Annotated in this window: 1 protein-coding gene; it reads left to right on the top strand. The window is 61.0% G+C overall.

Translation table 11 applies throughout. The features are described 5' to 3' along the window. Positions 1 to 478: hypothetical protein (locus tag XI09_RS05295; protein ID WP_271565925.1), on the top strand; the 478-nt coding region annotated here is incomplete at its 5' end. Positions 479 to 679 lie beyond the last annotated feature (201 nt).

Below are 679 nucleotides of genomic sequence, written 5' to 3'. Positions count from 1 at the left end.
TGCGTCCAAGCCACTGGCAGCCTGGTTGCGGGACAATGCTATTCTCATCGCCGCTAACAATCTCACGCCGGCGATGCCTTCGGAGAGCGCGGAGCCGGCGCAGATGACTTACACGTTTTCGATCCAGGTTACCGGCGGCGTCGAGGCAAAGTACTCCCTCACGTCGTCGCGTTGGACGCCTGCTGCAGTTCAGGCGTCTGCCTCCGCTCAGCAGTTCAGTAATCTCGGAATCTACATCAACGGTCCGAATGCGGTGCTTGCCAACGGAGCCAAATCCGGGTCCGCCGGCTACGCGGCGAAGACGCCGCCGCTTGGATCAAAGGACAATCCAATTTACACAGCTCCCTCGCCGGGAGGAGAGAAGTCGCAGGAATTCCCGGGAGGCGCCGGACGCCGTACGGGCGGCGGACCCCGGACAAATGGATTCATCGTGGCGCCGGTGCCTGTGTTCCCGCCGACCCCAACCCCGACGCAGTAGGACAATGGTTCGCCTCTGGTTGCCCAGACTCGTTCTGCTGCTCGCGCTCTCGATCTCTTGGGGCGCGAATGCTCAGCCTGCGCTTCCTTCGGGAGTGTCCGAAATGGAGCTGTACGGCACGGTCATTCGCGGATCGAAATGGGAGATTAAGGAAATCCCCGTCTGCTGGGAGAATCTGCAGCCGAAGGATCAAAAGTATGC

This window comes from Bradyrhizobium sp. CCBAU 11386 (assembly GCF_028128955.1).
GTDB lineage: Bacteria > Pseudomonadota > Alphaproteobacteria > Rhizobiales > Xanthobacteraceae > Bradyrhizobium.
Note: the sequence above shows the minus strand (reverse complement) of the source record. Positions and strands in the feature narration are given on the sequence as shown.